A 23,953-nucleotide genomic window follows, 5' to 3' on the forward strand; every position below is an offset into this window, starting at 1 on the left:
ATTATATAGTTAATAATTGGGGGATTATTAATTTATAACAAGTCTGAAGTAATATTTGGACTTGTTTTTAATTGAGATTGAAAAGAAATAAATATTGTGAAAGAAAATAGTAATACAAGAGTAGCAATTACAAAATCACAGAAACGAATGTTGGCTTTTGGAGCCATATTATTTCATACTGAAGGACAAAAGATTTTAAGTGTTTCATTCAAAAATGAATATGAACTTTTTTTAAATGAAATAAAAGATGAGAGTCAAGATCGAGAAATTGCTATAAAGAATTTACAACATTTACTTGAGTTAGGTGAAAGTAAAAAAATGGATTATTTAATAGGTAAGCAAGTTTTAGATGCAACTAGTGTGAAAAAAGAAATTTCAAAAAAAATGAAAGTTTCCTTACAACAAATTAATCCTGTAAATTCTACATACGCATGGGATATTTGTCGGTTGGTTGCTAAGAGCAAATGGTACTTTTGGGCAGGCTATATTACTAGAGAAGAAATGTGGAACTTCATAAGTAAAGGTGTAGAACAAGCTTCAGAACATGGAGATGATTGGGAATCATACACGATATCATTTTTGATAGGAAGAAAGCTTGCAGGATTTGAAATTGATGGCATAGTAAAACAAGTGAAACAAGTCTTTTTCTCGAGGAGTCCTTTTCTTAGAAAAATTAAAGACATTGATGTTTACAAGAAATATCAATTTAAATACAACAAAGTCATTTATACAAATTAAATCAAAACTATAATAAATCATAAAAAATGAAAATTTTAAGAGTAATAACATTAATATGTATCAGTTCGTTAATGCTTGGCATTCAATCTTGTGGAGAAAAAAAAGAACATTTAGAAGATAAAGAGTTAAGTAGTTTTATGCTAGGAGGTATTTATTTTTTAAATGGATATGGAGGTGTAGAAGCGGTAACAAAAATGATGAATGATGCAGGATATACTACAGACAAACAATTAATTGAAGGATACAAAGAAATTTTTCAATTTGCTTTTGAAAAGTCTCAAGGTAGCGGAATAAAAAGAATGTTTAAGTCAATGTGGGATGTTAGTAATAAAAAAGAACTATTAGCAAGCATAAACGATTTAAAAACTAGAGATTATAAATATAAATCTTGGGATTACGCAAGAATAATAAATAATGCTTCTATGGGATATGCAGCTAGTTGGTTAACAAAAGAAGAAGTAAAAAATATAGTACAGGAAATTCTTCCTTTAGCTCAAGAAAAGTACAAAGATTGGAAAACTTATTATGAAGATTTTAATAAAGGAAGAATTGAATGGAATACTGAAGATCCACAAGCAGAATCATTCGAAAAGATATCTAGTACTATTACTACGTATACAAATTCTATTTATCAAATTTTACCACTGCATCATAAAGAGTAAATAAAAAAATCATATGGAAGTTAAAACATATTATACAGAAGGAGATATTTTAATAGATCAAGTTGAAGACATTCTGGTAGAGAATTTTGGAGATACATACAAATACAAAGTAAATAGAAAAGCTAAAAGTATAGCAGGGAAAATAGCAACTGGTGGCGCAGCAGATCATATAGTTGTTATTAAAAACGCTTATCATCGTATGGTAATTACTTTAGATAAAGTTAAAGACCCTAGAACAATTACAGGAGAAGCAAATACAATAGTTTTTTCTGAAGCTACTGTAGCAGGATGGTTGGCTTTTTTTAATAAGGAAGTTGGAATTATAGGACATTTTATAATTCGAGCGATTTATGGAAAAGCGAATGAATTTTATACTGAAGTAGAAAAAGCAGTCAAAGATAATATCAAAGGAAAAGAAGAAACTATTAATGTTGGACTGAGTGCTATCTTCAAAAAATAAGTAAGATGGGTATAGTCTAAGCTTCAGAAAGGAAAAAAGGTATCTTTTTCTAAAAAATTTAAAATAAAAAACCCTCCGCATTTACGGAGGATTTTTTATTTGAAGGCAAACGAAATCAAATTTAGTTTCTGTTTTTTAAGATGTTATAAATAAAGTGAGGTTTGTTATTTTAGGTTTGATTATTAGAAAGGCTACAAAGATGCTTAACTTACAGAAAGCGATTTAAGTTAAAAAGGGGTATTAGATTATATAATTATTTAAGGATTTTATATATTTATCTTTTCACCCTTGTAAATCCCTCGTAATGCAACCTAAGCATTTGTTTTTTGCTTTGTTTATTTCTTTTAGTATTGTTGATGTTTCAACAATTTTATTTGGGTTTAAAGATTTATTATGGTTGCCTAGAGTATTAAGTTTAATGGCTATAGTTTTTTATGGATACTTTTCAAAAAAACAAGTCAAATTAAGCTTTTGGGTCTTATCTTTTTTTATTGTTTTAACGGGTGTTTTATTCTCTTTAAATGATTATAACTTATTAGGAATGCTAAGTTTAATTGCTTTGCGTTTTACTTGGTTAAAACTAATTTTCGATTTAAATACTAAAATTGACTACACCATTTTTTTTAAAGTCTTAGGAATTACTGCTGCTTTTTTTGGAGTCGTATTGTATGCTTTGTATGTAAATAGTGTATTTTACTATCTATCTATTGCTACAACTTTGGGTTTATTGATGTTGTTATCAGCAGCTTTTTCAGTATTTACAACAAAAGGAGGGAACTACGGAAATCGCGAAATGCTATTGTCAATTATAATTTTTATTATTTCTGATGCTTTATCAGGTTCTAAAAAAATAACTGGAACGTCACTATTTTTTATCATTTTAAGTGTCGTTTTATATAATACAGCATATTATTTCTTAATGAGGGCCGTGATAAAAAACACAAAGAAGTAAGGTTATTCTTTAGAAAATTTAATTTTTAAGCTAGGAAAAGTAACACCATCTATAATTATTTCAGAAGAGGTTTTATAAGCGTAAATTGAATCTTTCACGGTTGATTTAGATGTAACTAAATCATAATTAATTTTAATTTTTTCGATGGAATCAGATATAATTTTAATTTCATTAGTAACTTCAATATTCTGAACTGTAGCTTCTTCAATTTGATTGATTTCTAGTATTCCATTCTGAGATAAATCTTGAAGTTGCGTTATAATATTATCTTTAAAATCAGGATGAGTGGCTTTCAGTTTCAATAAATCAAAATACTGATTGAACTTCTCTGATAAGAGTTCATATTTTGTAATTTCTAATGCTGATGTCTTCATATGACTTTCGGTAGTAAAATCATATTTTTTATTCATCTCTTTATTCGCACAAGACATAAATAGTAAAACTAAAATTATGTAGATTAACTGTTTCATTGTACAATAAATTTAAGTTTAACAATTTTTCCTTGCTCAATAACTTTATCAAGAATTTTAATTTTCTTCAAGGTATTCGTTGGAGTAGAAATCAGCTGAATAAAGTTTAATTTTGAGTATACTTCTACACCTAAATCATTTCCGTAAAAACGATAGATTTTAGCATTGTTTGCAATTAAATTATTTAAGTTTTGTTGACGAACCTTCCAGTCTTTCACATTATTATTCGCATAATAGTCTAACATTAAAGAATAATCATCAGAAGCAATTCTAACTTTATTATTGCTGTTAGACACAATACGACGCGTAATAGTGTCTGTTTTATGATAAGGAGAACTCACAACAAAAGTGATTTGTTCAGCCGTAGTTTTGTATCGAAAACAACCTAAACTATCAGTTTTAAAATACAAAGGAGATTCTGTTTTCGATAATACGGTAATATTTAAATGCGATTTGGTGATCGGAATATCTGTAATTTGATCTACAAAACAGAATACAAATTCATTAGTTTTAGGTTTTACTAAAGTCCAACCAATAATACTAATTAAGAGAATTAAAATTCCGAAGAGTAGAGGCTTTTTAGGAATTGCACGACTTTTTTCTTTTTTAGTGATAAAATCATTCCAGTTTTCGTAGCCAATATACTTACTTAATAAATTTAAAATATCAATTCTTGGTAATTTATCAGGAGTCTTTTTACAATAGGTATAAAACCATTTTTCACTGACTTTTCCTTTCACCTTGTCAAATAAATCTTCCTGAAAAAGAACAATATTTTCTCCTTTCCATTCTTCAATATTTTTTGGAGCGTTATGTGTTTTTAAAAAAGTAGCAACAAGCTCTTTTTTAAGTAAATCAAAGTGATAAGATTCGGTTTTCTCCAAAATTCTAATAGCTTTTTTGTTTTGTAAAATAGTTTACAAAGCTTTTACAAGTGTTTTACAAGGCTATGTATAGCAACAAAAATAGGTTTGTAAAACGAATTATTAAATATAAAGTTATGAAAGTTTATTCAATCAAAACCCAATTAAAATGGTGTTGTTTATTTCTTATGTTATTGCAAGTTTTTGCGTGCAGTAAAAAATCTCCGTCTTACAGAGAAAATATTTCTGTTTCAGAAAGCTACGCAAGTGAAAATGATTTAAAAGCATCTGCTGCTTCAGAAGAAGTAAAATATAAGTCAACTATTGAAACTATTGAAAAACAGAAATTAAAAATTATTAAAACGGGTGAGTTAAAACTTAAAGTTAAAAATGTAAAAAGAGCAACTGCTCAAATAAAAACTTTACTAGAAAAGTATAATGCTTACATAGCAAATTTACGATATGAAAACACCTCTTATCAGAAGCAAAATAATTTTACCATTAAAGTGCCGAAAGCATATTTCGATATGTTATTAGATTCGATTAGTACTTATGCTGAAGTTTTAGATTATGAAAATGTGAGTACCCAAGATGTGACTGAAGAATTTCTAGATATAGAAACAAGACTAGCAACAAAACTTCAAGTTAAAGAACGATACGAAACTATATTGAAAAAGAAAGCTAAAACCGTAGAAGATATTATTTATGCAGAAGAGAAGTTAGGGGCTATTCAGGAAGAAATAGAAGTAGCACAAGGTCGATTGAAATACTTATCCAATAGAGTGATGTTAAGCACTATTCATGTAAAATTATATGAAGAAATTCCTTATAAAGTTTCAAAAGTAAAAACAGAAACTTTTGGTAGTAAATTTAAGAGAGCGATTTCCTTTGGGTGGACTTTTCTAGAGAATTTAGTGTTAACTCTAGTACATATTTGGCCAGTGATTTTAATAGGTGTTGTGGGATTTTTGTTATACAGAAAAAGAAAAAAGACTAAATTAGAGAATATTAACTAAATCTTCTTACAATGAAATTAGGTGCTTTTTCAATAAGTTTGGCTGTGAAAAGCTTAAAAAAATCAAAAGAGTTTTATGAAACATTAGGTTTTTCAGTATTCGCTGGAGAAATGGAACAAAACTATCTAATCATGAAAAATAAAAATTCGTTGATTGGTTTATTTCAAGGAATGTTCGAAAACAATATTCTAACATTTAATCCAGGTTGGGATGAAAACGCAAATAATTTAGAAGAGTTTGATGATGTAAGAACGATTCAAAAACACTTAAAAGAGAATCACATCAAATTAGAAAAAGAAACAGATGAAACTACAACTGGTCCTGCAAGTATTGTGTTTTTTGATCCTGATGGAAACACGATTTTAATAGATCAGCATTTATAAGATATACCATTAGTTACTCGCTACGTAAATTCTCCTGACTTTTATGGAGCGAGTAAAACTGGTTTATTAATGTTTTTTAGTAGCATCAAGTGATTTTCTAATTGTTTTAAAATCAAGATATATGCATTTGTAATATTTTCTTTCGTCAACATCTTTTTCACCCATGTCATAATCCCATTCTTCACCAATTCTTACTTGAGAATAATCACAATGCTCAAATAAGAAATTTTGTAGAATAAGCTTATTGTTTTTTATTAGCCCATTATACACGAAAACATAATTTTTTTTACCGTGCTTACCACAATTATCTGATGTGTGAATTACAAGTTCTTTTCCAACAGAGTTTGTATCCGTATTATGAAGAAAAACTGATTTTACTTCGGGTTCATTTCCGCAACCAGAACTTAATTCAAGTATTTTTAAAAGTTTATATTCTTGTTTAGTATCTGTAGGTTTTAATAAGAATCCAATAACAATAGGAGTTTCTTCGTATGTGTATGAGGCAAATGCTACTATACAGTTTTGAAAGTCTTTAAGTTTAAAAGCACCATGATGTAAATTAATTTTATCTCCTAAAATCCTTTTAACAAAAGTTTCTATATTTTCATTTTTCAACTGTGTATAGCTATTACCAAACGAAAATTTTTCATTTAAGTCATTCTTAAATTCTTTTACAGATGACAGGTCTCCATTATCAATGATATCTTGACTAAATGATGAAGAAATAAAAATCAGCTTTATACATATACAAAATAAGCGTTTTTTCATATGGGTTAAAATTTACTTACAGACAAAATTTTCGAGAAAATAACGTCTTTTCGAGGCACGAAGCGATCTGTTTATTGTACCCTATAATTTTATTTTTAATCGTTTTACTTCTCGAATTCTTTTCCTGTGTTATCAAGTTGTTCAAATAATTTATTATTAATATCATCTATGAATAGCTTCTCTATTTGCTTTTTACCATTAAAATACTGTTTGTTAGTTTTGTCTTCTTGACTATGAGTTGTTTTTGTAACTATATATTTTCCTGTTAAAAGGTTGTACGATTTATTTACATATCCGTCATTTAATCTATAGCTAGAATCGTATCCAATAATCTGTATTTTATTTCGATTAGCATTAAATCTTAATTTTAAAAACCTACCAAAAGCAGCAGTTCCATCTAAAAAATAACCATAGCTAAGCACATTTTTTTTAAGAGTTAAAGGTATTGGATAAATCGAAAAATCATAGTCATTTATGTAATCGACTTCAAATTGCTTATCTAAACTACTAACATAAATAAGTAATTTAACATCATTAAAAACTTCTTTATTAATTACAACTAAGGCATAATCATCTAAAGAATCACTATCAAATTTAAAAGCTATAGTGCTCATCATTCTTCCACTAGCAGGACTATTTGTTATTTTTTTATATCCTTCAGGAATTTTGAGATGCTGAGCAAAGCATAATTCACAAATAAAATAAAGCAAAGTGATTAATTTGAATTTCATGGTTTTACTTCTCAAATTCTAATAGTTTATTGTTTTTATAAAATATCATGTGCCATTTGATAAAAATATAATTAAAAAGAATGTGTTTGAAAATGAAATTCATTTTTGTAGATGAATAACGTATTTATGCATAAAAAATCACGTTTAAAACAGTTATGAAACAGTTTTAAACGTGATTATATTTTGTAATTAAGAGAATTATTTCTTAATCACTTTTTTAATCATAGATTTTCCATTTAGAGTAACTCTACAGAAATAAATTCCGCTAGCTAATCTACTTTGGATTTCATTTAATTTAAATTTATGAACTCCTGAATTTATCTTAGTGTCAACAATAGTTTGAGAAGTCCCATACACATTGATGAACTCAATTTTAATGAGCGTGTTATCATCAGAATTCGTTACTTCTACTACAGATTTCTCATTTAATGCATTAGGATAAATGAGCATTTCATTTGAAAGAAGTTTTGTGTTATCAGGAGCAACATTTCTAGATGAAAGTGTATTCGGATTTTGATCGTACCAAGTTCCGTTGTAATACCAACCTTCAGAACATCTAGATAAATCAGCAGTTTGAGAATTTCCATTATTACTAAAAATTACATTTGCACAATTCGTATCTGTAAAAGTATAACTATACCAACCGTTAGCTTCTGGTTGCATACTTTCTCCAGGCCAAGATGTAGTCAAATTCGATGGAGATGTGTTCCAGAAGTAAATTTCAGGATTACTAAAAGAATCCGATTTGAAATATACTTTTAAATCATTGCTATTTGGTTGTTCATCATACCAAGTTCCATTGAAATACCAACCATCTCCACAACGTTGTAAATCTGCTGTTTGATTTGCTCCATTATTGCTGAAAATTAAGTTGGTACAATCAATTCCATCAAAAGTGTAAGAAAACCAGCCATTACCAATATCAGTCATGTTTTCTCCTGGCCAAGATGTAGTTAAAGAAGCAGGACTCGTATTCCAGAAATAAATACTTGGATTTGTAAGATTTCCTTTATAATACACTGTCATACCACTCGATTGTTCAGTAAAAGTGTAAGTTTCTGAAATGATGTTTGAAGCCAAACCTTCTGCATCAAACGCGACTGCTTTTACGGTCGTGTTTGTAGTAATGGTTATCGGATCGTTATAAATTGGTGAAGAACTTGTTGGTGTAGAATCATCTAAAGTATATCTAATTACAGGGTTCGGATCACTACTATCTGTAGCAGTTAAACTAACTTCAACTGTTTCTCCTGTAGTGTATTCACCACCAACTGGACTTACAGATAAACTCGGAGCTTGATTTCCTGTTGTACATGGAACTGGCATTTGACTATCTAAGAACAAATCTTCTGTTTGTCCACCACATTGATTGATAATGTAATTTGTACTCAAAATTCCTGGTAATTCATATTTGTACCAGCCTTCACAACCTTCACCTAAAGGAGTCATTTCTACTCCAGGCCAAGCTACATTTGGTAATACGTTTGGTTCTTCTAACCAATAATAAACTTTAGGAACTTCGCCACAATCAGAAAAAGCATACAGTGTAAATCCATCAATTTCACCAATAGAGTATTTTCTAGTAATTACAGAAGATAATTCTCCGTTTGCATTCTGAGCTACGATTTGTACATCTACAGTTTCAGTAAAAGTTACATCGCCAGTATAAACTGTCCAATTGTTTAAATTATCTGTACTTAAGTTTAAGTCAGTAGTGTAATATATCGTCGGATTTGGATCTTCTTTATCTGTTGCTGAAGCAGTCATCGTGATAGCATCTGGATCATAACTACTTTCAGGTGTAACTGCTAATGAAGGACGATTTGTAGGATTTGTTTCTTCTATTAAGATGATTCCATTACTATGAGCATTGAAAGTTACAGATCCGTTTGATACTGTTGCTACAGCTTCTGTATAAAAATCACGTAATTCGGTTCCGTTAGGAAATAGAGAAGATACATTCACTGAAGTGTTACCAGATGCGCCTACAACAACTACAACTCTATCATCATTTAGTGTTCTTGAAAACGTATATGGACTACTAGATAATCTTTGGTGAGTTCCTCCACCAACAGCTAGGTGATTTCTTCTAAATTGTCCTAATCTTTGCCAGTGGTTTTGAACGTTGGTGTTTATGTTATTCCAGTTCATAAAAGAACGAGTTCCTTGGTGTGGATCACCACCTCTTGGACCTTCAGGTCTTCCAGTTTCATCTCCATAAAAAATTTGTACAGATCCAGGAGCTAATAGTAAACTAGTTCCTCCATTAATTAAGTTTCCTCTGTCAAATAAAGAAGTATCGTGAGAAGAAATATAACTTAAAGCATTCCAATCTGAAGCTGAATTGATCGAGTTTGCATAACTAGAATAAATATTTTCTAAATCGTTTATGTTTCCAGCTCTTCCTTGAAAATCAAAGTTGATTAAACCATCAAAACCATTATCAATATGATATTGAGATCTTCCAAATCCGTAGCCAAAATTTTCTCCAACCATCCAGAATGGTAAATCATCTATTTTTTTAGTCGGATTATTATTTTTCCAATCTTGCAAAGCAATTACAGCTTGTTCTTTTAAGATTCTCCACGATTCTCCTTCTACATGTTTTTCAGTATCAACTCTAAATCCATCAATTCCGTATTCTCTAACCCAGTCCGTTAACCATTTTACGAAGTGGTTTCGTACAGTTCTACGATATCCTGTTCTGTTAAAAAAATCATTTAATTCTGATTGTTCTTGAGCTAATTTGCTAGAAGACCATTTTCTAAGTAGAATAGGAGGTAATCCAACTTCAGAATTAGATTCGGTAAGGATATCGGGTAAACCAGCTAAAGTTTGTGTAAGCTCGCTTCCTCCTGGAGAAGGATATCCAGGTAATCCTGCACGCATCCAATCACCAGACCACCAATTTCCCCAGTTATTACAACCGTTGGAATAATTGATAAATAAATCGTGAATACTTGCCCAATTTTGACCGTTTGAAGGTCTCCAACCTTTCCAGCTATCGTTAGCGCAACCAAAATTGAATTCTTGCATGTCGTGTAAAGTATTGTAACCAACATGATTCATTACTACATCCATAACCAAACGAATACCTCGATTGTGTGCTGCATCTACAAAAGCTCTAAATTCATCTTCTGTACCAAAATTAGCATCCATTTCAGTCCAGTCTAATCCATAATAACCATGATATGCGTAATGTCTAAATTCTCCATTTTGTCCACCAGAAACCCATCCATGGATTTGTTCATACGGAGCAGAAAACCAAATGGCATTAACTCCTAAATCATCAAAATATCCTTCGTTGATTTTTTGAGTTAATCCAACGAAATCTCCTCCATAGAAATTACCAACTTCATCAAATCCATAATCATTTCCATTTCCATCTTTTCCTCTTCCATAAGATTGATCATTACTTGTTTTTCCGTTTTCAAAACGATCTTGAATTACAAAATATACAGTAGAGTTATCCCAACTAAAGGGTTTATCTCGGTTTTCGTTTTGCCCCACTACAAAAAGACTGAATAGCAAGAAAAAACTTATTAAAAGTGTTCTCATTTGTTTTAATTTTTAAATAAAAGGTTAAATAAAAAGAAGCTGTCTAAAAAGTATTTTAAAACGTCATTCTGAATTTATTTCAGAATCTCATTTATTTAATTGTCAGAAACTGAAACAAGTTCAGTCTGACGAAATAATTTCTCTATAGACGGTTTCTTCTATACTATTTTTTTATCACTTTTTTAATCATAGATTTTCCATTCAAAGTAACTCTACAGAAATAAATTCCGCTAGCCAAACGACTTTGAATTTCATCTAATTTAAATTTGTGAATTCCAGAATCTATTTTAGAATTAACAATAGTTTGAGATGCTCCATAAATATTGATAAACTCAATTTTTACAAGCGAATTATTTGTCGAATTCGTTACTTCTACCACAGACTTTTCATTTAAAGCATTTGGGTAGATTAATAAGTTATCTGAAATTATACCAGTGTTAGTAGTTATACTATTTCTTGAAGCAATATTCGGATTTTGATCATACCAAGTTCCATTATAATACCAACCATTAGTACATCTTGATAAATCAGCTGTTTGAGAATTTCCATTATTACTAAAAATAATATTTGCACAGTCTGTGTTAGTTAAAGTATAGCTATACCAACCATTAGCTTCCAATTGCATAGTTTCTCCAGGCCAACTAGTAGTTAAGTTTGAAGGTGAAACAGACCAGAAGTAAATTTCTGGATCACTAAAATTATCAGATTTAAAATATACTTTTAAATCATTACTTCCTCCTTGTTGATTTTCTGGATTTTGATCATACCAAGTTCCATTGAAATACCATCCATCACCACAACGTTGTAAATCTGACGTTTTATTTGCTCCGTTCTGACTAAAAATAAGGTTTGTACATCCCACACCATTTAAGGTATACGAATACCATCCGTTACCAATATCAGTCATACTTTCTCCAGGCCATGAAGTAGTTTGTGATCCCGGACTTGTATTCCAAAAATATACAGTAGGATTTGATAAGTTTCCTTTGTAATACACAGTCATTGAATCTGATGTGTCAGGGTTGTCTGGATTGTCAGGGTTATCTGGATTTGAATCCTTAGGATCAGTATCATACCAAGTTCCATTATCAAACCAACCATCTCTATCTCTAGATAAATCATCAGTTTTAGCATTTCCATTATCATTGAATAATAGATTTGTACTGGTTACACCATCGAAAATATATTCGTACCAATCTGTATTTCCAATTCTACTCATTTGCGGACCAGGCCAATTACTTGGTGGTAAAACATCAGGTGATTCACTCCAATAATGTATATTTACTTGAGACCAAGAGTTTGGTTTTTTAAAATATACATGTAATCCTTCAATTGGACCAATAACAAAAGATTTTGTAATTACATCAGAAGCGATTCCACTACTATCATATGCAATAGCTTTTATAGTTGTAGAGTTATTAATGGTAAATGAACCCGAATATCTAGTGCTAGATCTGCTAGGATTTGAATTATCGGTTGTATAAAAAATTTCTAAGTTTCCGTTTCCACCGAAAGCTTCCATAGAAATTTGTATTGGATCTTCAGATCTTGTGTTACTTGGATTAATATTTACAATCGGTTTACTTGGTCCGTTTACACAGTTTTCAAAATATCCACCACCACAAGGTCCTATTAAACCAGGTCCGTTTAACACATAAATACCCGCAGAACCAGAAGTTACAGAAAAATTGATTCTTCCACCAGAAGCAAAAACTTCTCTACCAGTTACTGCGTCTCTGTAAACACCATCACGAACACCAGAAATTGAAAATGATGCACCACCGTCTTTAGCTAAACCTACAACAACTTCACTGTTTCCATGAACTCTTTTGTACGAAACTGCATTTCCAGGAGCTTCTTTCCATTCCCAATTTCCTTTTTGTAAAGCAGGAATAGCACGACGCATTGCATTTAACTTTTTAATTTGCTGGTAGATTTTATGATTTGGAGCTTGATCCATCACATCACCATAATAGGCTCTACCTGTTTTATCAATAGATTCTTGAATACCAGCTGCATTATGAATATCAGCAAATTCTCCAGCTTTAAAACGCATTTCAGTTCCGTAATATACTGTAGGAATTCCACGCCAAGTAAACATAAAGTTCATACAAGCCGCTAAGTTCTCATCTGTACCACCATAACGTCTGTTCCAGTCATTGTTTGGACCAAAATCATGGTTATCTAACCATGTAACTAATGTTGACGGATCACTATATAAATTATCATATCTAGCTGCAGCTTTTACTGTAGGAAACGATTGACCTTCTTCAAAAGTTCCGTGAAAAGTAGCTTCACCATAAAAATCGATTACGGCTAAATCTAAAGGAGCAGAATTATTCACAGCACCACGCCAAGTATAATAGTGAGGATTTGTTTCTTCCACTGGATGTAACTCATGTCTTTTTTGAGCTACTTCTCCAAAAATGAATAAATCAGGATTTATAGCTTTAAAAGCATCAAAGAAATATAAAACATCTTCTTTACTCATATGTTTTAACGTATCCCAACGGAAAGCATCAACTCCCATTTCAATATACTTTCTGTAGGCATTTACTAAGTAATCTCTTACTTTTTGACTTCCAGTATTTAAATCTGGAGTATCTCCTGCAAGCGCTCTGTTTTGTAAGTTTTCAACATCGTCAAATCCTTGTGCAAAACCGTTTCCTGAGTGATGATACCAATCAGGATCACTAGTATCAACATAACTTTCTTTTCCTGGAAAATTATAAGCTGCTAAGTTTTGATTATATGGAGCTGGCATCTTTGCAAGATTTGCTCTACTCCAAATTAATCCGTCGTCTGGATTTGGTGTAATTCCATCATATTCCCAGTTCGGATTATCATCCGCAGCCCAAGGTTTTGTTGGATCTGTGTTGTACTTAATCTCAGCAACATCTTTAATTCCAAATCGTCCAGCATGATTCGTAACTACATCAAGAACGATTTTCATATCTCTTGCATGAACTTCATTAATTAAATCTTGAAAAGTAGCACCTGGAGATTCTAATCTTGGATCAACTTTAGTGAAATCCCAAGCATGATAACCATGATAATCTAACGGACTTCGATTATGTACAATAGGAGTTACCCAAATTGCTGTGAAACCTAAATCTTTAATGTAATCTAATTTTTCAATTAGACCTTTAAAATCACCACGCCAAGTTACATCGTTTGGATCTGTGATACTTGGATTGATGTCTGGATCAGGATTGTATGAAGACCATTCTGTGGGAGCATTATTGTTGGGGTCTCCATCATTAAATCTACTGGTAAGTAGAAAATAAATTGTTTCTTCTCTAAAATCAACTTGAGAGTAAACATTACTAAAAGTCAATGTGGCAATCAACAAAGCCACAAAACTTAATTTTTGGTAAGTTTTTTTCATGAATAATAGGGTTTGTTTGTAATAAATTGAAGGTTGATAAAAATGTAATTATCTGCAGTATTAATTACATTTTCGACAATTTAGTTATTATTTATTGCCTTTTATTCAGTGGTGAGAATCGAAATCGATTTCGTGTTGATAAATAATTAAGATATTTTATTTCATGATAAAAAAGTCAAAGAAATTACTTTTGGTCATTAAGTTTCCAATTGTAATTCATGTATTTTATCTCGGTATCTGATAGCACTTTTACGTTTGAGTATTTGTTAATAAAAGTGATGATGTCTCCCATATTGAAATCTTCTGGATACCATTCAAAAACTTTAGATATTTCTATATCAGTATTTGAAATTTTATTTTTTGTAGTATCATTAATAAACTGTTTGGTGAGCTGCTCTAAGTTTTGATCGATGTTAGTTTCTGTAAAGGCATAGTTAACGAATTTTGGTCCTGAATAACTTGCTGCGTTTAATCCTACATGTATACGCCCATCATTAAATTGTTTTCTTATTATCCCATGTTCAATTTCATTCAATGTATATACTTTACCACCAATTTTTGCGAAACGATAATTCCAAGCGTCTTTTCCGTCTACTTTTATAAAAGTTATACTGTTACTTATGGTATTTGTAATAACAAAACTAACAGCATTATTAGAGTTTTGTTTTTTTTCAATATCAACTTTCTTCTTAGGAGGGTAATTATCTATTATTATTTTAATAGTGTAAGCATTATATGCATTTATCCAAAATGCTTTTCTTTTATTTTCACTCCAGTCTTCTGTTGGTATTGTATTCGATAAATATTCTAAATACGTATTTAAATCATCTGGGTTTTCTTGAATTGACTTATAATTTATCTTTCCTTGATTATTTACATTTTTTTTCAGGATAGTATCATAACTTTCAGTTTGACTAAATAAGGTGTTTGTAATAAGTATAACTGATGCAATGAAAATGATTTTTTTCATAATTAAGAATTTTTAGTTAGTCAATCTACTGACTCTAATATACTTAATTATTAATGAGAATATTATATCGAGCACTAAAATTTTAATTTAGATTTTATTTCTTTAAAAAAATAAAACGAGTAGTTATAAACTACTCGTTTCTAGGAATTATTTTTATTTAGGGTATTTATTTCTTATTTGTCGTTTAAGCTCCAATCGTATTCTAAATAAGAAACTTTAGCGTTATCATTAACCTTAGTTTTAGAATATTTATTGATGTAATCTACTAAAGTAGTATTTGATGTGAAATCTTCTTGATACCATTCAAATATTTTTGAAACTTGAATTTCAGTTAAAGAGATTTTATTTTTTGAGGCATCATTTATAAAGTCACTCATTAAACTCTCTAACTTTTGGTCGATATTTTTTGCAGTAAATGCATAGTTAGGGAATTTTGGACCAGATACAGAACCAGCATTTACTCCTACATGAATTCTTGCATCATCATGCCATCTTCTTAAAATTTTGTGTTCAATGTAATCTAATGAGTATGTTTTTTTTCCAACTTTAGCAAATGGAAGTTTCCAAGCATTTCTACCTTTAATTTTTATATCAGTTAATTTTTTTAAAGGATAACTATCTATAATTAATTTTATAGTATAAGCATTGTATGCGTTCATCCAAAAAGCTTTTGCTTTTTTAGAAGACCATTTTTTTGTTGGAATTGTAGCTTCTAATTGATTTAAGTAGATATCTAATACTGCTTTATTTTTTCTTAAACCTTTGTAGTCTAACATTCCGTCAGAAGTAACATAAGTTTTTAATAAAGCATCGAATACTTCGTTAGATTGAGACTGAGCACTGTATGCTAATGCGCTGAATAGTAAAGTAATAAATAGTTTTTTCATTTTGTATTAATTTGTCCTCAAGGGGAATTTATTTACAATGATTAAGACGTGATAAAAAGCATCTCATTACATAAACCGAATAAAAAAAAATTAAAAAAGAAATAAAAAGTGTTAAAATTTAGTCTTTTTTTTATTCCATAAAATCTATTTTTTCGAGTACAAACCAAGGTTTTTATTTTATTTAAAATGTTAACAAAGAGTAAACTAATTAAATTGTAGACTTTTTTGAGTAGTCACTCGAGTTTTAAATATGTTTTGTTTAATCTTTTTGTTAAAAAGTTAAAAATAATTGTATTTTATTTATAATTTTGAGTAAATAATTGTATTATTTATCTATAATTTATAGATTTGTTAAAGAGTAATTAACCAACTATAAACCCTTCAAAAATGAAAAAAATCTTTTTCAAAGTGGCTTTTTTTGCCACAATTTTTCTGTGTGCAAATGTTTCTCTTGCACAAAAAGCATTTAAAATTGGAGACGAATTTAATTCTGATATTAAAGTGACAAAAAGTTATCAGAAATTAAAAGAATTGAACTTAAAAACTGTCGATGGAAAGCCAGAAATGGTCTTTAAAAAGGAATTTTATTCTCAAAATTCTTCTTACGTAAAGTTGTATTTTAAAGATTTTGATTTAGCTCCTGGTGACTATGTTGAAATCACAGGTATGAATTCAAATGAAAAAATTATCTATGGTGGTAAAGGAAAAATCGTTGATAGTGATATGACTATGATAAGTGATTTCTGGTCAAAAGTTTTATTTGATGATAAAGTAGAAGTTAAACTATATTCTTACGGAAAGATTGACAATCAAAAAGGTTTTGAAATTTCAAGAGTGGCCTATGGATATAGCAACGAAAAACTTGCAGAAATTTTTGATAGAAACAAATCTTTACAAAGCAAGGCAATATGTTCAGGTGATAATAAAGAGCAAATTGCTTGTTACCAAGGAACAGAAATGTTTGAGAAAGCTAAAGCTGTTTGTCGTTTAATTATTAACGGTAGTAGTAGTTGTACAGGTTGGTTATTAGGAAGTGAAGGTCATTTAATGACCAATAATCACTGTATTGGTTCTTCTTCTGCTGCTCAAAACACAGATTTTGTTTTTAATTTTCAAAATACAAATTGTTCTGGAAGTAGTGCAGCAAGTTCTGATGTTGTAGCTTCTTCTTCAACTTTTATTAAAACAAGTTCTAGTTTAGATTATACTTTAGTTAGATTACCAACTAATCCAACCGCAACTTACGGATTCTTAAGTTTAAGCTCTGTTTTACCTTCAGCAGGTGATAGAATATATATACCACAGCACCCAGGAGGAAGAAGAAAAGAAATTTCTGTAAATACAGATAATGGTTTTTCTACAGTGAATTGTGTTGGTAATTGCGCAACGCCACGAGTACCACAAAAAACAATTAACTATTTTGCTGATACTGAAGGAGGAAGTTCTGGATCTCCTGTAATTGATTTTAATTCTCATTTAGTTTTAGCAATTCATAATACAGGTGAATGTCCTAATGGTTCATTTGGTAGAAGTGATGATTTAATTTCTTCTATTGGTAATGATATGCCAAATGACGGTGTAGATGGAAACGGTGGTGGAGGAAATCCACCAAATCCAACTCAATGTACTTCTACTGTAAATTCTTTTCCATACGGAGAGAGCTTCGAATCTAATGTTGGTTGGACTCAAGCAACTGGAGACGATGGAAACTGGGTTAGAGATGCTTCTGGTACTCCATCTTCTGGAACAGGACCAAGTGCGGGAGCTGACGGTAATTTCTATCTATTTTTAGAAGCATCTACAAATGGAAGTACAGGTCAAATTGGTTCTAACGCAATAGCAATCTTAGAAAGTCCTTGTTTTGATCTTTCTAGTTTATCTTCAGCAACTTTTTCTTTCAGTAATCATATGTTTGGAACTAGTGTTGGTTCTTTACGTTTAGAAGCTTCTACAGATGGAGCTACTTGGACTAGTTTATGGAATGATTCTGACAATAAAGGAAATCAATGGAATAGTGTTTCTGTTAATTTAAGCAGTTATTTAGGACAAAGTGAAGTAAGATTACGTTTTGTAGGAACAACAGGTACTAGCTGGTCTAGTGATATAGCAATAGATGATTTATCATTAACTGCTGGAGGTGGAGATACTAATCCACCAGCTTGTGCAGCTTTAGATTTTAATGATTTTTCAATTACTTCATTTTCAAACCAAGATTCTGATGGAAATTTTTCTGTAGCTAATTCTGGGACATCTTTAACGTTAACAAATAATACTTGGAAATATCTTCCAATGAATTATACAGTTACCGCAAACACTGTAATTGAATTCCAATTCTCAAGTACATCTCAAGGTGAAATTCACGGAATAGGTTTTGAAGATGATAACTCATTAACTTCTACTCGTTACTTTAAATTACATGGAACTCAAAATTATGGAGTTACCAATTTTGATAATTACACAAACGGAACTGTAACATATACTATACCTGTAGGAAGTTCTTATACTGGTAATATGGATCGTTTAGTATTTATTAATGATAATGATGCAGGTTCAGGAAATAACTCTACATTCTCTAACGTTAGGATTTATGAAGGTTCTTGTGAAAACGCTAATGTAGTTGTTGCAGAATCTTTCGGAACAAGAGTAGATGTATTAGGAGATGAAGATGAAGATTTGTTTACGGCTGTTGAGGTTGCGCCTAATCCATTAAAAAGAGGAAGTGCTTTACAATTATTTGGTCCTGATAGAAGTTTAAATAATGCGTCTTATGCTGTGATAAATATGTTAGGGCAAGTTGTTAAAAAAGGAAATGTAACATCAAGTAAAGTCATACAAACAAGTGACCTGAATACAGGAGTTTATATTCTGAGAATAGAAAATAAATCTATAGTAACTAAAAAGAAATTTATTATCAATGAATAATAAATAAGTAGTATAATTATTAATTGAATTGACTAGAAAACCCTCTTGAAAATCAAGAGGGTTTTTATTTTGTTCTTAAAATTAAATACTAAAATCTATAAGTCAAAACCGATGTTAACTCCTAGCTTATTAGCGATTAATTTATTAATTCTTTGTTTTACTTCCGGAATTCTAACACTTTCTAAAACAGTATTTGCAAAAGCATACATTAAAAGAGCCTTAGCTTCTTTTTTTGGAATTCCTCTTTGTTGCATGTAAAATAATGCTTGATCGTCTAATTGACCGATTGTACAACCATGAGAACACTTTACATCGTCAGCAAAAATCTCTAATTGAGGCTTTGCATTTATAGTTGCTTTATCACTAATTAAAACATTATTATTTTGTTGATAAGCATTTGTTTTCTGAGCTTCTTTCTCAACGACTACTTTACCATTAAAAACTCCTGTAGAACGATCACCATAAATTCCTTTATAATCTTGATGACTTTCACAGTTTGGCTCAATGTGATGTACTAATGTATGATGATCAACATGTTGTTTACCTTCAAGAATAGTAATTCCTTTTTGAATAGAATTAATATGTTCTCCTTTTTGGTAAAAGTTTAAGTTATTTCTAGTAATATTTCCTCCGAAAGAGAAAGTATGTACAGAACAAACACTCTCTTTTTGTTGTTCTATATAAGTGTTATCAACTAAAGAAGCATTAATGTTATCATTCTGAATTTTGTAATAATCTACATTTGCATGAGTATCAACAAAAATTTCAGTTACAGAATTCGTTAATACTGTATGGTCAGTTAAACTTTGATGACGCTCAATAATTTGTACATGAGCATTTCTATCAGCAACAATTAAGTTACGAGGTTGTACCATAGTTGCATTTTCTGCTCCAGTAGTAAAGTTGATAATTTGTATAGGTTTTTCTACTTCAACGTTTCTAGGAATATGAATGTAAGCACCTTCGTTAGCAAATGCAGTATTTAACGATGTTAAATTGTCTTCTTTTGCTATTTTATTGAAATAGTTTTCTATTACAGGTTTATATTTTGCCTTATCTAAAGCCGATGATAGTAAGCAAACATCGATATTATCGTGAGTAGTTTCAGATAAAAAAGAACTATATTTTCCATCTATAAATACGATTTTATACGTATCGATATCGTGTATGAAATATTTCTTTACATCTGCTAATTCAACAGCTTTTTCAGCTTTAGGAAATAAACTATAATCTTCCTTTAAAACTGAATTTAAAGAAGTGTATTTCCATGCTTCTAATTTTTTCGTAGGGAAACCTAACTTTTCAAAATTTTGAAGCGCTTTTGATCTAATATCATGAACATCAGAATTCACATCCAATCCATTTTCAAAAGCAACGTATGATGATATTAATTTGTCTTTTAATTCCATTCTCTAGTGTTGTTTTTCAAATGAATTATGAGTTCACTTCTTCCTTAATCCAATCGTATCCTTTAGCTTCTAATTCTAAAGCTAAAGAAGCATCTCCAGTTTTAACGATTTTACCATCGTGTAAAACGTGTACATAATCTGGCACGATATAATCTAATAAACGTTGGTAATGCGTGATAACTATAACAGCGTTGTCTTTAGATTTTAATTTATTTACACCATTTGCAACAATTCGTAATGCATCGATATCTAAACCAGAATCTGTTTCATCTAAAATCGCTAATTTAGGCTCTAACATTGCCATTTGAAAAATCTCATTACGTTTCTTTTCACCTCCAGAGAAACCTTCGTTTAAAGAACGAGATAAGAATTTACGATCAATTTCTAATAATTCAGATTTTTCACGAATTTTTTGTAACATTTCTTTAGCAGGCATTTCTTCTAAACCTTGTGCCTTTCTTGATTCGTTGATAGATGTCTTAACAAAATTTGTTACGGTTACTCCGGGAATTTCTACAGGATATTGGAATGATAAAAATACTCCAGCGTGTGCTCTTTCCTCAGGTGCTAATTCACTAATATCTTCACCTTCCAATTCAATAGTTCCAGAAGTTACCTCATACTCTTCTTTACCTGCAATAACAGAAGCCATTGTACTTTTTCCAGCTCCATTAGGTCCCATAATTGCATGTACTTCTCCTGCTTTTACTTCTAAATTCAATCCTTTTAAGATTGATTTTTCTTCTACTTCTGCGTGTAAATTTTCTATTTTTAACATTGTATATGCTATTAATTGTCAGTGTTTATTTCTTAATTATTTTATGACTCACAACGTTTCCATTATCTAAATAACTATTTAAAATGTAAACATTGTTTGGTAATTCATCTGTTCTAATAACATTAGATTCAGAGGATTTTATCAATTTTCCGTTTAAAGCAAAAATATCTAATTTATTAACTTTAGATAATGCTGCTTTTACTTCAACAATATCTTTTATCGGATTTTCAAAAACGATTTTTTGTGTTTCTATATCTTTTGTAGAAGCTGTTGAGAATACCAATGTATATTTTGAGGAAAAATGTTCAACGTTATCACTTGCATATTGGTTTTTACCAGTTACAATGAGATAATCTTCTCTTAAATGTAAGTTTATAGCAAACTGGGTGAAAGTCGTTGGTTCTATAAAAATTCCATTATCAGCAAAATTAGTATTTGTTGAAGCGTCAACTGAATTAAAAGAAAGGATTTGTGTATCCAAAGTATCAAATTTAATTCCTAACACGTATAAACTTTGATTCAACAGTTTTAAGTTAGTTAAATAATAATTATCAACAGTTTTTATTCCTGATGTTCCAAAATTATTATCTAATTCTCCATTAGAGTTATACTTATATATTTCAGAATATGTGTTCGCTCCAATATTACCAATAGTCATAAATAAGTTATTTTGAGCTTCATTAAAAGTAAAGTATCTGCCAGAAGTATCACCACTTCCTGTAAATAAAATACCGTTTGTCCCAAAATCTGTATCTAAAGTTCCATCAGTATTGTGTTTAGATATGGTTAAAGTAGAAAAACTTGAATCAGATCCTACAATAACAAACTCATTAGATTCTGTTACATAGAATTCATTAATAAAATTATCTATACTAATAATACCTCCAGAACCAAAAGAAGTATCAAAATCACCATTTAGATCAAGTCTTTTTATTCCGTATTGGTCACTTGAAGTTGCCCCTGAATAATTTACTCCAACATATATATAATCATCTCTAAAAAAATATCTAAGATTGATATATTTCGGATCTATTTCCTTTTTTCCGTTATTACCAAAACTCGTGTCATTTACACCATTAGGAGTAACTTTTACTATAAAATTTTTATCCAAGTTAAAATCTTGACCAGTAAGAAAAATATTTCCATTACTATCAATAAAAGTATCTAAGCCATTGTCATCATCAATATCAGAAGTATAAATACCGTTATTACCAAAACTCGTATCGATTTCTCCTTGACTTGTGTATTTAATTATAACTGATTCGTGACTACTCGTAGTTTCGTTGTATTTTAATACTGACATTAATAAGCTACCATCAGCTAATAAAATAGATCTAGTAGGGTCATTAGTTGTTTTAGAAGAAATAACTGTAACTCCATTATCTCCATAATTATTATCAATATCTATCGATTGACTAAAAACATTTAGACTAAAATTAAGTAATAAAAAAGAAAATAATATTTTTTTCATTTTTTGTAATTGAACTGCTATTTTTTAATTATTTTTTTCCTAATGATATTTCCATTTTCTAAATAACTATTTAATATGTAGATATTACTAGGTAAATTTTTTGTTTCTATAATGTTTGACTTAGAAGATTTTATTAATCTTCCATTTAATGAAATTATATCTAATCGATTAATTTGAGATATTGTAGATTTTACTTCAATTTTATCTTTAATCGGGTTTTCAAAAACGATTTTTTGTTTTTCTATTTCATCTATTGAAGCGGTAGCATTTGATAATTTATATTTTTTAGAAAAATGCTTTGTTGGGTTTGTACCATTCTGTATAGTTTTACCTACTATTATCAAAGCATTTTCAGAAGGAAATATACTAATTGAAAATTCTTTAGTAGTATTTAAGTTTTCAATGTAGGTACCATTATCCTCAAAAGAGCTATTAATTGTCCCATCAAAATTCAAAGAAGCTATATGGGTATCAAAAGATTTAAAGTTTAGTCCATGGATATATAATTTATCATTTAGTTCTGTAAATGATTCTTGAACAAAAACGTCTTCAATAACTACCGTACTATTTGTGCCAAAATCCATGTCTTTTTCACCGCTATTTGCATCAAATTTATATATGTTGGTTTTTATTTTAGTTTCACCATTTACTTCTTCAAAAGAGGTTAAACTAACATATAAAGCATTATTAGATGCTTCATGATAATTTAAATATCCTTCTTTATCAAATAGAACTTGACCATTATTCCCAAAAGAATTATCAATATTACCTTTAGGAGATATTTTTATAAATCCTAATGTTCCGCTTTCATACTTTTGGCTTAAAATAAAATCTCCATCATTTAATTTAAACATTCTACCCTCATAAGGAACAGATAAAATACCGTTATTACCAAAAGTATTGTCTATACTTCCATTAGATGTATACTTTTTTAAAATTCTGATTTGTGGATCATCTTTTTTAACAAGTCCTACTATTATACCTTCGTCATATGCTATAACTCTTCCGTTTTTAGAGTTTTCATATTGATCATCAACAGTTATTAGATAACCATTAGTACCAAAACTAGTCTCTAAAACACCTTCACTATTTAATTTGACGATAGCATTCTTGAAAGGAGATAGATATAAATAGATATTTTCACTTTCATCTAAAAATAGCTCTATTCCGTTATCATCGTATAATACACTAGTGTTTTCTAAATCTATATCAAGAACATAAACTCCATTGTTTGCAAATGAAGTATCAATACTTCCATCTGGTTTATATTTAACAATTACTTCTTCATGTTTATCTTCAGCCTCTAAATATCTTGAAGTAGAAACTAATAAACTTCCATCATTTAATTGTTTAGAATATGGTTGAACAGACGTGTTTGAAGTGGATAAAATTTCAGTTAATCCATTTACTCCATAATCTGTGTCAATTTCTATTGATTGACCAAGAATATTTAGGATAAAAAACATTGATGACAAAAGGGACAATGTTTTTTTTATATAATTGTTGAATTTATACATGTTAGTAAGA

At 29.8% G+C, this 23,953-nt stretch carries 19 protein-coding genes; 7 read left to right on the forward strand and 12 right to left on the reverse strand.

Translation table 11 applies throughout. The annotated features are described in order from the left end of the window. Nucleotides 1-96: 96 nt before the first annotated feature. The 4 genes from AQ1685_RS02010 (at nucleotide 97) to AQ1685_RS02025 (ending at nucleotide 2,812) form a co-directional block, all read left to right on the forward strand. Nucleotides 97-738, forward strand: coding sequence for a DUF1266 domain-containing protein (locus tag AQ1685_RS02010; protein ID WP_095069069.1), 642 nt, complete (start codon nucleotides 97-99; stop codon nucleotides 736-738). Nucleotides 739-764: 26 nt separating this feature from the next. Next, nucleotides 765-1,400 carry a DUF1266 domain-containing protein gene (locus tag AQ1685_RS02015; protein WP_095069070.1) on the forward strand — a complete coding sequence of 212 codons (636 nt, stop codon included), beginning with the start codon at nucleotides 765-767 and terminating at the stop codon, nucleotides 1,398-1,400. A 13-nt stretch (nucleotides 1,401-1,413) separates the two neighbouring features. Continuing rightward, nucleotides 1,414-1,860, forward strand: a complete 447-nt coding sequence (locus AQ1685_RS02020; protein ID WP_095069071.1) for a hypothetical protein — start codon at nucleotides 1,414-1,416, stop codon at nucleotides 1,858-1,860. A gap of 304 nt (nucleotides 1,861-2,164) precedes the next feature. Next, entirely contained in the window at nucleotides 2,165-2,812 is a 648-nt protein-coding gene (locus tag AQ1685_RS02025; RefSeq protein ID WP_095069072.1) for a hypothetical protein, read from the forward strand. Between the two features lie 2 nt (nucleotides 2,813-2,814). Here the strand turns inward: AQ1685_RS02025 and AQ1685_RS02030 are convergent, their stop codons facing one another. Both AQ1685_RS02030 and AQ1685_RS02035 read right to left on the reverse strand, forming a co-directional pair. Next, entirely contained in the window at nucleotides 2,815-3,282 is a 468-nt protein-coding gene (locus AQ1685_RS02030; protein ID WP_095069073.1) for a hypothetical protein, read from the reverse strand. After that, nucleotides 3,279-4,166 carry a hypothetical protein gene (locus AQ1685_RS02035; protein WP_095069074.1) on the reverse strand — a complete coding sequence of 296 codons (888 nt, stop codon included), beginning with the start codon at nucleotides 4,164-4,166 and terminating at the stop codon, nucleotides 3,279-3,281. Before AQ1685_RS02035 ends, AQ1685_RS02030 begins: the two co-directional genes overlap by 4 nt. A gap of 116 nt (nucleotides 4,167-4,282) precedes the next feature. Between AQ1685_RS02035 and AQ1685_RS02040 the strand changes: the two genes are divergently transcribed. Both AQ1685_RS02040 and AQ1685_RS02045 read left to right on the forward strand, forming a co-directional pair. Further along, nucleotides 4,283-5,161, forward strand: coding sequence for a DUF4349 domain-containing protein (locus AQ1685_RS02040; RefSeq protein ID WP_157730053.1), 879 nt, complete (start codon nucleotides 4,283-4,285; stop codon nucleotides 5,159-5,161). An 11-nt stretch (nucleotides 5,162-5,172) separates the two neighbouring features. Continuing rightward, entirely contained in the window at nucleotides 5,173-5,544 is a 372-nt protein-coding gene (locus AQ1685_RS02045) for a VOC family protein (RefSeq protein WP_095069076.1), read from the forward strand. 66 nt (nucleotides 5,545-5,610) lie between these two features. Here AQ1685_RS02045 and AQ1685_RS02050 read toward each other — a convergent pair whose 3' ends face one another. From AQ1685_RS02050 to AQ1685_RS02075, 6 genes are all read right to left on the reverse strand, one after another. Further along, a complete protein-coding gene (locus tag AQ1685_RS02050) occupies nucleotides 5,611-6,312 on the reverse strand; it encodes a hypothetical protein (RefSeq protein ID WP_095069077.1) in 702 nt (233 codons plus the stop codon). A gap of 104 nt (nucleotides 6,313-6,416) precedes the next feature. After that, entirely contained in the window at nucleotides 6,417-7,043 is a 627-nt protein-coding gene (locus tag AQ1685_RS02055) for a hypothetical protein (RefSeq protein WP_095069078.1), read from the reverse strand. A 198-nt stretch (nucleotides 7,044-7,241) separates the two neighbouring features. Beyond that, nucleotides 7,242-10,601, reverse strand: coding sequence for a starch-binding protein (locus tag AQ1685_RS02060; protein ID WP_095069079.1), 3,360 nt, complete (start codon nucleotides 10,599-10,601; stop codon nucleotides 7,242-7,244). Between the two features lie 163 nt (nucleotides 10,602-10,764). Further along, nucleotides 10,765-13,989 carry a starch-binding protein gene (locus AQ1685_RS02065; protein ID WP_095069080.1) on the reverse strand — a complete coding sequence of 1,075 codons (3,225 nt, stop codon included), beginning with the start codon at nucleotides 13,987-13,989 and terminating at the stop codon, nucleotides 10,765-10,767. A gap of 184 nt (nucleotides 13,990-14,173) precedes the next feature. Next, nucleotides 14,174-14,959, reverse strand: a complete 786-nt coding sequence (locus AQ1685_RS02070; protein ID WP_095069081.1) for a DUF547 domain-containing protein — start codon at nucleotides 14,957-14,959, stop codon at nucleotides 14,174-14,176. A 173-nt stretch (nucleotides 14,960-15,132) separates the two neighbouring features. After that, the gene (locus AQ1685_RS02075) at nucleotides 15,133-15,846 is read right to left on the reverse strand and encodes a DUF547 domain-containing protein (protein WP_095069082.1); all 714 of its coding nucleotides are present in this window, start codon (nucleotides 15,844-15,846) and stop codon (nucleotides 15,133-15,135) included. Between the two features lie 387 nt (nucleotides 15,847-16,233). On the opposite strand from AQ1685_RS02075, the gene AQ1685_RS02080 reads away from it, so the two are divergent. Beyond that, nucleotides 16,234-18,768 (forward strand): trypsin-like peptidase domain-containing protein, encoded by a 2,535-nt coding sequence (locus AQ1685_RS02080; RefSeq protein WP_095069083.1) that lies wholly within the window; start codon nucleotides 16,234-16,236, stop codon nucleotides 18,766-18,768. Nucleotides 18,769-18,863: 95 nt separating this feature from the next. Here AQ1685_RS02080 and sufD read toward each other — a convergent pair whose 3' ends face one another. From sufD to AQ1685_RS02100, 4 genes are read right to left on the reverse strand one after another with little or no spacing between them, the layout of a single operon-like run. After that, nucleotides 18,864-20,177, reverse strand: a complete 1,314-nt coding sequence (gene sufD, locus AQ1685_RS02085) for a Fe-S cluster assembly protein SufD (protein WP_095069084.1) — start codon at nucleotides 20,175-20,177, stop codon at nucleotides 18,864-18,866. Between the two features lie 25 nt (nucleotides 20,178-20,202). Then, nucleotides 20,203-20,955: a Fe-S cluster assembly ATPase SufC gene (gene sufC / locus AQ1685_RS02090; protein WP_095069085.1), complete on the reverse strand. Its 753-nt coding sequence runs from the start codon at nucleotides 20,953-20,955 to the stop codon at nucleotides 20,203-20,205. A 25-nt stretch (nucleotides 20,956-20,980) separates the two neighbouring features. Beyond that, a complete protein-coding gene (locus AQ1685_RS02095; protein ID WP_095069086.1) occupies nucleotides 20,981-22,426 on the reverse strand; it encodes an NHL repeat-containing protein in 1,446 nt (481 codons plus the stop codon). Between the two features lie 17 nt (nucleotides 22,427-22,443). Further along, on the reverse strand, nucleotides 22,444-23,892 hold the full coding sequence (locus tag AQ1685_RS02100) for an NHL repeat-containing protein (protein ID WP_162288544.1): 1,449 nt from the start codon (nucleotides 23,890-23,892) through the stop codon (nucleotides 22,444-22,446). Nucleotides 23,893-23,953 lie beyond the last annotated feature (61 nt).

The organism is Tenacibaculum jejuense (assembly GCF_900198195.1).
Taxonomy (GTDB): Bacteria; Bacteroidota; Bacteroidia; order Flavobacteriales; family Flavobacteriaceae; genus Polaribacter; species Polaribacter jejuensis.

Coding starts and splice junctions, on each gene's coding strand:
- AQ1685_RS02015 (WP_095069070.1), top strand. CDS start 765: ATGAAAATTTTAAGAGTAATAACATTAATATGTATCAGTTCGTTAATG.
- AQ1685_RS02020 (WP_095069071.1), top strand. CDS start 1,414: ATGGAAGTTAAAACATATTATACAGAAGGAGATATTTTAATAGATCAA.
- AQ1685_RS02025 (WP_095069072.1), top strand. CDS start 2,165: ATGCAACCTAAGCATTTGTTTTTTGCTTTGTTTATTTCTTTTAGTATT.
- AQ1685_RS02030 (WP_095069073.1), bottom strand. CDS start 3,282: ATGAAACAGTTAATCTACATAATTTTAGTTTTACTATTTATGTCTTGT.
- AQ1685_RS02040 (WP_157730053.1), top strand. CDS start 4,283: ATGAAAGTTTATTCAATCAAAACCCAATTAAAATGGTGTTGTTTATTT.
- AQ1685_RS02045 (WP_095069076.1), top strand. CDS start 5,173: ATGAAATTAGGTGCTTTTTCAATAAGTTTGGCTGTGAAAAGCTTAAAA.
- AQ1685_RS02050 (WP_095069077.1), bottom strand. CDS start 6,312: ATGAAAAAACGCTTATTTTGTATATGTATAAAGCTGATTTTTATTTCT.
- AQ1685_RS02055 (WP_095069078.1), bottom strand. CDS start 7,043: ATGAAATTCAAATTAATCACTTTGCTTTATTTTATTTGTGAATTATGC.
- AQ1685_RS02060 (WP_095069079.1), bottom strand. CDS start 10,601: ATGAGAACACTTTTAATAAGTTTTTTCTTGCTATTCAGTCTTTTTGTA.
- AQ1685_RS02065 (WP_095069080.1), bottom strand. CDS start 13,989: ATGAAAAAAACTTACCAAAAATTAAGTTTTGTGGCTTTGTTGATTGCC.
- AQ1685_RS02070 (WP_095069081.1), bottom strand. CDS start 14,959: ATGAAAAAAATCATTTTCATTGCATCAGTTATACTTATTACAAACACC.
- AQ1685_RS02075 (WP_095069082.1), bottom strand. CDS start 15,846: ATGAAAAAACTATTTATTACTTTACTATTCAGCGCATTAGCATACAGT.
- AQ1685_RS02080 (WP_095069083.1), top strand. CDS start 16,234: ATGAAAAAAATCTTTTTCAAAGTGGCTTTTTTTGCCACAATTTTTCTG.
- sufD (WP_095069084.1), bottom strand. CDS start 20,177: ATGGAATTAAAAGACAAATTAATATCATCATACGTTGCTTTTGAAAAT.
- sufC (WP_095069085.1), bottom strand. CDS start 20,955: ATGTTAAAAATAGAAAATTTACACGCAGAAGTAGAAGAAAAATCAATC.
- AQ1685_RS02095 (WP_095069086.1), bottom strand. CDS start 22,426: ATGAAAAAAATATTATTTTCTTTTTTATTACTTAATTTTAGTCTAAAT.
- AQ1685_RS02100 (WP_162288544.1), bottom strand. CDS start 23,892: ATGTTTTTTATCCTAAATATTCTTGGTCAATCAATAGAAATTGACACA.